This is a genomic window from Marinobacter sp. (genome assembly GCF_033722735.1).
In the GTDB taxonomy this organism is placed as follows: Bacteria; Pseudomonadota; Gammaproteobacteria; order Pseudomonadales; family Oleiphilaceae; genus Marinobacter.
This window is the reverse complement of record NZ_JAWVYN010000009.1, coordinates 137,608-145,299: the sequence shown is the minus strand read 5'-3', so window position 1 is coordinate 145,299 and position 7,692 is coordinate 137,608. Positions and strand designations below refer to the sequence as shown.

Here is a 7,692-nt window from a genome sequence, read left to right as displayed (position 1 = left end):
CTGGTCTGGGACAAGGCTGCCGAGATCGAGTTTGTCAAAGCCTGCCGGACGAAAGTCACCTCCGTGATAAAGATCTCGGAGAGCGACCTGAGCAATATCCGGAGTCAAACCGCCGGTGGGAACAAGTACTTCCCGGAGTTCATGGTTGAAATCCGGGATGAGGAGCAAGAGCTGGTTGCTAAGGTGAGGAAGACGCTGTACGTCAAGCGTAAGCCTGTTGCGGTCAAACATTGAAGACGACTGATTGGTAAGGTTCATTGGTCATAGTGATTCCTGTGGCTGTACCCGCCGATGTAGCCGGGGGCGGGTCAGTCACCGATATCGCCCATCCAGCGGCCCTCTGTCCGACATGCGCAGAGGCACAGCCGAACCCCAGATTTCCCCCTGGTAATCGCAGCGCGACAGCAAAGGCACGGTGTACTAGACTCGTTTCATTGTGTGTTGCTCTCCATCCGAGGCGTGCGAGTACGCGACTCATGGCTTTTCTACGCGAAGGGCCATCCGATAAGGGGGATGCACATGACCAATCCAATCAATCAGTCCCGACTCAACGAACTCCGACAGCAGTTCGCGGGAGAGATCCTTGTTCCCGGCGACCCTGCCTATGACGACGCTCGAACGATCTATAACGCGATGATTGATCGCCGGCCCGGCGTCATTGCCCAGTGCGACACTGTAGACGATGTCGCCGGCGCCGTTCGTTTCGCTCGCGAACTGGACCTTGAGATTGCCGTTCGTGGCGGCGGCCACGGGGTTGCCGGGAAGGCCCTCACGGACGGTGGGCTGGTGGTCGACCTGCGACGGATGAGCACGGTCTCGGTGGACCCCGAGGCAGGCACGGCGACCGTTGCCGGTGGCGCCACCATGAGCCACCTCGATCGTGCCACCCAACCCCATGGTCTGATGACCACGGGAGGCCGCGTATCCACTACGGGCGTGGGCGGTTTCATCCTGGGGGGTGGCAGCGGCTGGCTGGAGAGAAAGTATGGCTTCGCCTGCGACAATCTGCTGTCGGTGGAGCTGGTGACGGCGGAGGGGAACGTCGTCCGTGCCAGCGAGGATGAAAACCCGGAGCTGTTCTGGGCGCTCCATGGTGGGGGCGGCAACTTCGGTGTGGCGACGTCCTTCACACTGCGACTGCACTCGCTGTCGTCGGTGACGGTTGCCCTGCTCATGTGGCCTCCCGACGCGGGCCCGGACGTTCTGGGGGCCTATCGCGATTTCATGGTGTCCGCGCCCGATGAAGTCGGTGGGGGCGCGCTATTTCTGACTGCGCCTGCCGAGGAGTTTGTCCCCGAGAAGCTGGTCAACAAGCTGGCCTTCGTGGTGTTACTCGTTTACGCCGGATCGGAACAGGAAGCCCGCCAGGTAATTGCTCCCATGCTCGGGCTCGGGCACCACGGTGAAATGATTGAAGAGATGCCCTACGCCGATTTTCAGTGCATGCTCGATGACCCTCCCGGCTATCGGAACTATTGGTCGGCGGAATACCTGGAGGCGTTCCCGGATGACGCCGTTGCCCGGTTCTGCGCCCGTGCCAGGGACATGGTCGTGCCATCCCCGTCGCAGCATGTGCTCTTTCCCCAGGGCGGTGCGGTCGAGCGGGGGCCGGTGGACTACCCGCTGCCTTGGCGGCACGCCCCCTGGGTCGTGCACCCATTCGGCCTCTGGGAAGATCCGGCCGATGATGAGCGGGCGAAGCGCTGGGCCCATGATATCCGCACCGACCTTAAACCGTGGTCCAGCGGGGCGGTCTACCTGAACTTTATCGGGGATGAGGGGGAGGACCGTGTTGTCGCCGGTTTCGGAAAGGACAACTATGCAAGGCTTGGCAGGGTGAAGGCGCAGTACGATCCGGACAATGTCTTTCACCTGAACCACAACATCAAGCCAGCGTGATGGTCAGATCGCCAGGTGTCGATTCCGGTCTTCCTCCGCCTGCTTGGTCGCCGTGACCAGGTGCGCCGATACGCGAAACTCCACCGTGCCGTCCGGCTCCTGATAGGCGGACAGCGCGGATTCCACTTCCCGGACGACACGCTCGATCTGGTCCGGTGACAATTCCACGCCGGCGAAGGGGAACCAGCCCTGGGAGTCCGCCAGCACCAGGTCCCGCAAACTCACGAAACGAGCGGTTTCCTGCCGCCGGACCCGGTCTGTGTCGTGGATACCGGCGCTGGTGAAGAGGCCATTGAGAGTCTCCGGATCGCCGAGGGAAAACGGGGCCCTCAGCAGTTCGCCGACGTCGGGGCTGACGAGCTGCTCGTACACATCGGCCAGGGTGCGATAGACCGGTTGCTGCTCCAGGCCATCGAACACGGCGACCACCAGGTGACGGTGGGGGCGGAGCACCCGGTACATCTCGGCCACGGCCCTGACCGGATCGCCAAACAGCATCAGTCCAAACTGGCACAGTACGGCGTCAAAGCTGGCGTCCTCGAAGGGCAGGGACTCGGCATCGCCCTCCAGCCAATCGATGTCCGTCGATTTCGAGCGGGCCACGGCGAGCATGCCGGGGTTCAGGTCCAGTCCGGTGACCCCGCCGTCCGGGCTAACCCGTCGGGCGGCGTTGAGGGTCAGCTCGCCGGGGCCGCAAGCCACGTCCAGCACCTTGTCGCCTGGGTGAAGGTGGGCGGCGTCGAGGGTGTGGTCGTTCCAGACCACGAACAGAGATGGGGTCAGCAGCCGGTCATAGTCCCGGGCGACCTTTGCGAGTTGCTCGATGGATTCATCGGCCATGGCAGCGATCCTGAGCCAGGAAATGGTTGCACTAACCATTAATTTAGATGGCTCTGACCAAAAGGAAAGTCTGGATGGGCAGTTGTCCTGTCAGTCGGGCGAGGTGCTCGAAACCCCGGTCATCCGTGGCCTGTTTTGAACATGTTGTTTTCTGAGGCGTGTCACCTCACCATTCGGAAGCCAAGGGGCAAGCGCATACCCCTTGGCTCTTCTGTGTTCAGACGTCCCTGTTTGAATGTTTCGGCCGAGTGTCTGGTGGGGTTGGATAACTAAAGTCGTCGACGCCGGAACAGCCACCCCATCAGCGGGGTCACAACCAGGGCCAGGGTGGAGGGTTCCGGGACCTCGGCAACCCGAAACTCGAGCCGGTCCACCGTGGTGGGTTCACTGAATCCACCAATGGCCAGATAACCGATATCCGGAGCGGAGAATTCGTTCAGGAAGTAGGCGTAAGGGTTGAAGGGGGCATCGCCCGAATACGGCAACGGAGTCTTGTTCTGCTCATCCCCGGTAAACGAAATCAGGTTTCCCAGGGAGTCGTACAGGAAGATCATAATGGGGTCGGAGCCTAACCCCCAGCCGGCATCCTGAAGGTATTCCATCGACAGAACACTCACCCAGTTAACCGGGCTGTGAAAGCTGAACAGCATGAGGCCATCAATAGAGCTGGTCAGGTCGGACACGGTGGCCACATCGTCGTTGGAGAAGCCTAGCACCGAGGCCATCCACTCGGAATTGCTGGCGGCCGAGCTGGAGAACACCCGATCCCCAATGGGGCCTGTGTTGACGAAACCGGGGGGATCTTCGCCGGACGCATCCTGATAGCTGGAGGCGTACACCGGATTACCCCCCGTCGTTCCAATGGTGACGTGCGGTGAGACGCTCGTCAGCAGATCACCGTCAGAGAAATCATCCGGATCAATGGTAATGACCGTGGCAATGGCGGGGCTCGAGAGAAGGGCCCATATTGTAAGAAGGATTGTGTATTTCATTGATTCTTCCTTGAGCTGGCGATAGCCGAAACATTTACTTCCTGCAAGATAAATGCCGCACCCGAAAATCAATAACCTAGTCCTGGGCGCGGGCAAGCGATGTTAAAAAAATGGACGTCCTGTAATGCTTGCGATGACGGTAGTTTACTGATTCTGATATCCAGGTAGTTGATATAGTCTTGGTTTTTCCAACGTGGATGGAAGGGTGGCAATAATAATCAGGTCACACTTTTTTACAGTTCAATCAGCGTGCCCATCGGGGATAGCTTGGTTTCCATAGAACGCCCGGCTCTGCGCATAGAGCGGTGTCAGGTCCACCAACCGGAATCCAAAGGTGGATGGGTAGATAGTGAAGCGATGGTCGCTGCCCACCGGTAGGGTGGCCCAGAATTCCGGGATGCTGTTGCCACGCAGGTCCAGCTGCGGATAGGACGGATGGCGGAACACACCGGCCTGCGCCACCTGATAGGTGGTTGTCACCGGCTGTGAGGTCACCAGGGTAAAGCGTTGCAGGCCGGGGTAGGTGGCTGCGGTGGCGGCCAGGGTGACCAGGACCGCCACACCCAGCCGTTCGGCCATCGGGGCCCCGCGTCCCAGTCGACTGCACAACGCCGCCGTCAGTAAGCCGGTCGAGACAAACGGCCAGAGGGGCAGTTCTCCCAGGACTTTGTATTCCACGAGCAGCATGAGATCCGCCGCACCATACAGTCCAGCCACAGTGAGCAGGAACAGCTGCACGACCATTCCCCGGTGCTTGAGCAAGTTGTACTGGTTGGCTAGCGGGCCTGGTGCGATGTCCGGTTCACCGGTCTGAGTGGCTTGTCCGGTCGATTGGCTCAGGCTGTTCACCAGGGGTGCTTCATTGAGCAGGGCCTCCAGCCGGTCACCCTGCTTGCTGAGGGCGGCGCCGAGTCCGATCCGGTGATCCGGTCCACCATCCAGCAAAAAATTGTAGGGCTGAAAACGATAGCGCCGGTTGTCCGTGACAACCTCCAGGCGGGATCGCTGTAAGGATTGGGCGAGGTTCTTCTGGGCCTTTTCGGGTTGCAGGCGAAGTTCCCGGATGCTGGCCAGCGGTATCCGGTGGCTGCCGGTGGTCAGGCCCATCAGTCCGAGGCCGGTGAACCGGGGAATATGGACCTTAAACTCAAAATCGTTCAGCTCCAGACGGACCTGTCGGTTGGCCAATCCGATCAGGGCCATCAGGACCACTGCCACCATCAGCAACAGGATTTCGGCATCCAGTGAGCCGTCTGCGCTGCGAATGAGTGCGTCCAGGCCCTGTCCGTCACCGCTGAGCCAGGCCAAGATGAGGGCTGACCCCAGCACCGGGCCCAGGAGCAGACCCAGCAGGGCCGTCAGGTGAACGGTGCGGATGGTGCTGGCGGAATAATGAAAGTGTTTGGTTTCCATGCTCAGTAACGACTCCTTGAATGGCGGTTCGCAGGTCCCTTCCAGTAAACAATAATATTCATTTCGTGCCACCGATTCGGTCATAAAAAGTGGCCTCTGTTAATGGCCCCCAACCTCGGGTTGGTGCAACTGGGCCGCCGTCGGCGTATGGGAAGTGACCGTCATGGCCTGATTGACCAGAAGCATCAGCCACCCACTTTGGGTTTTGGCGCTCCAGGCGGTAAAACGACTGGGCCGGGCTTACCCAGCAGGTAGCCCTGTAATTCATCGCACCCGGCGTCCAGCAGGCAGGTGGCTTGTTCCTCGGTTTCGACGCCTTCAGCGATGACCTGGCATCCCATATTGTGGGCCATGGTGATTATGGTGCGGCACAGGATCAGATCTTGCTGGTTGGCCGGCAGCTCTTTGACGAAGGCCCGATCAATCTTGATTCGGTTGACCGGCAGCAGCTTCAGGTAGGCCAGGGAGGAATAGCCAGTGCCGAAATCGTCCACCGCCAGTTGTACGCCCAGGGCGCGTATCTGCTGCATGATGGTGATGGCCCGGTCGATGTCCCCCATGAACGCGGTTTCCGTGATTTCCAGTTCCAGTTGATTGGCTGGAAACCGATGCTGGGTGAGCAGCTCCGAAATCTCGTCGACCAGGCCGGGTTTGGCAAACTGCTGGGCTGAAAGGTTAACTGCCACCCGCCCATGGAATCCCTCCTCTATCCAGCGCTTGGCCTGAACGATGGCCTGCTCCAGAATCCAGTCGCCCAGGGTGAGAATGAGGTGGGAATCTTCGGCCAGGGGAATGAAGTGGCTGGGTGGGATGGGGCCCCATGATGGATGATCCCACCGTATCAGCACTTCATAACCGACGCAGTCCCGAACAGCGTCGCACTGGGGCTGGAAATGCAGCTTGAGCTGGCCCTGCGGGATGGCCGATTTCAATTCCGTCAGCAGGGTCTGACGTTGGCGTACTTGCTGGCTCAGGGTCTTGGAGAAGAAGTGGATGCTGTTTTCGCGGACGGCCTTGGCCTTCTGCATGGCGATCTCTGCGTGCTGAAGCAACGTGGGAGCGTCCTGACCGTCTGTCGGAATCAGGGCCACGCCGACACTCACGTCGCATTGCAGTTCCTGACCTGAGACGATCACCGGTTGCGACACTGTTCCTGTAATCGCCTCAATCTCCCGCTGTAGTTTTTGTGGATCGGCGCCGCTCATATGAGGTAGCAATAAGGCGAATACGTCGCCACCGAGCCGGGCCACCAGGTTTTTCTCCTGGGCGTAATGGCTCAGGCGGTGGGCAATTTCCTGAAGCATCCGGTCGCCGGCAGCATGGCCGGCCAGGCCATTGATGGTTTGGAAATTGTCCAGCCCCAGCATCAACAGTGCGCCAACCCCGGCAGCGGATTCCGTTTCGGCGTGCCGCAGGAAGTTTCTGAGGTGCTCTTCGAACAGTGCCCGGTTGGCCAGCCCGGTCAGCTGATCGTACCAGCTCCGAATGTGCAGCTCTTTTTCCGTGGCTTTCAGGGAACGGGTTCGCTGGTCCACCAGTTTGTCCAGTTCCTCGTTCAGGACCTGAAGCCGGTCCTGGTAGGTCGAAATGTGCACCAGCATTTTGTTGAGTGCACCCGCCACTTCGCCAAACTCGTCGCACCGTTCCGGTTGGCGCACATAGTGCAGTGGATGGGCGGCGTCCTCGCCGGCCTGGAGTATTCGATGGCGCAGCCTCAGCAGGGGCGCCAGCATCATTCGGCCCAGTACCGACATGGTCACCAGGGTTACAAACAGGGCAATAAGCAGGGATAGGCCCAGAATCCGAAAAACGAAGGCCCAGAGCTCTCCTGATAGTTCCGAAATGTCCAGGCGGGCGGCAATCTCCCAGTCTGGCGCCCACTCCGGGTTGCTCCAGAGCAGGTCCAGCTTACCCGGCGCGGGACGCGGGATATCCCGCAGTTTGCCATCCGTTGCTGCGGCTTGGCCAACGGGCTCTCCGGCCGCCTGGGAGCCATCGGCGGTCTTCATGTCAATGCCCAGCAGGCCGGTGGCGCGCAGCAATGCCTGGGCAGCTGCGGGCTCCTTCGAGACATTGGTGGAGGCGAGGAAGGTTGCTATCCCCTGTCGGGCGACCGCTTCGTATTGGCGCAGCAGGTCTTCTTCGTAATTACGGTAGGAGGGCACCAGGATCAGCGTTTCAATCACCAGGATGGCCACGAAAACGGCCAGGGTTACGTTGCGGCAAAGGCGGCAGGCCGCAAGTTGCCGAAACCATTGGCGAGTTGCCCAACCCAAGGGGGCGGGGTCTGCACTTTGGTCTGAAAGCAGCGCCAGTTCCGATTCAGATGCTTTCATTTTTGCCTCCTGGTCCCTCCGGGCATGTGCTGTGCAGTTTAGGTGAGGAATTCCAAACTTTCCTATTGGCGGTGTCTTCCTGAAAGACACCGTCAGCCGTTCAGGTGTTACAGGAGAAAGGGCGCTGCCCAATCACCGAGTTCTAATTAGTTGTGGAATAACCGTTCCATAAGTTACTATTGGAACGGTTGTTCCAAAATAGAACGCGAATC

Annotated in this window: 7 protein-coding genes; 3 read left to right on the top strand and 4 right to left on the bottom strand. The window is 59.8% G+C overall.

The genetic code is table 11. The features are described 5' to 3' along the window. Both R3175_RS09105 and R3175_RS09100 read left to right on the top strand, forming a co-directional pair. Window positions 1-234 (top strand): DUF4442 domain-containing protein (locus tag R3175_RS09105; protein ID WP_318943952.1); only part of this gene is annotated, 234 nt, incomplete at its 5' end. Window positions 235-519: 285 nt separating this feature from the next. Next, window positions 520-1,899, top strand: coding sequence for an FAD-binding oxidoreductase (locus R3175_RS09100; protein WP_318943950.1), 1,380 nt, complete (start codon window positions 520-522; stop codon window positions 1,897-1,899). Window positions 1,900-1,902: 3 nt separating this feature from the next. On the opposite strand, the gene R3175_RS09095 is transcribed toward R3175_RS09100, so the two are convergent. Further along, window positions 1,903-2,739: a class I SAM-dependent methyltransferase gene (locus R3175_RS09095; protein ID WP_318943948.1), complete on the bottom strand. Its 837-nt coding sequence runs from the start codon at window positions 2,737-2,739 to the stop codon at window positions 1,903-1,905. Between R3175_RS09095 and R3175_RS09090 the strand changes: the two genes are divergently transcribed. Further along, the gene (locus R3175_RS09090) at window positions 2,738-2,878 is read left to right on the top strand and encodes a hypothetical protein (protein ID WP_318943947.1); all 141 of its coding nucleotides are present in this window, start codon (window positions 2,738-2,740) and stop codon (window positions 2,876-2,878) included. The genes R3175_RS09095 and R3175_RS09090 overlap by 2 nt on opposite strands. Before the next feature lie 130 nt (window positions 2,879-3,008). On the opposite strand, the gene R3175_RS09085 is transcribed toward R3175_RS09090, so the two are convergent. The 3 genes from R3175_RS09085 to R3175_RS09075 form a co-directional block, all read right to left on the bottom strand. Beyond that, a complete protein-coding gene (locus R3175_RS09085) occupies window positions 3,009-3,731 on the bottom strand; it encodes a PEP-CTERM sorting domain-containing protein (RefSeq protein WP_318943945.1) in 723 nt (240 codons plus the stop codon). 240 nt (window positions 3,732-3,971) lie between these two features. Then, complete coding sequence (locus tag R3175_RS09080; RefSeq protein WP_318943944.1) at window positions 3,972-5,144, bottom strand: hypothetical protein; 1,173 nt, start codon at window positions 5,142-5,144, stop codon at window positions 3,972-3,974. A 185-nt stretch (window positions 5,145-5,329) separates the two neighbouring features. Then, entirely contained in the window at window positions 5,330-7,480 is a 2,151-nt protein-coding gene (locus R3175_RS09075) for a putative bifunctional diguanylate cyclase/phosphodiesterase (protein WP_318943942.1), read from the bottom strand. Window positions 7,481-7,692 lie beyond the last annotated feature (212 nt).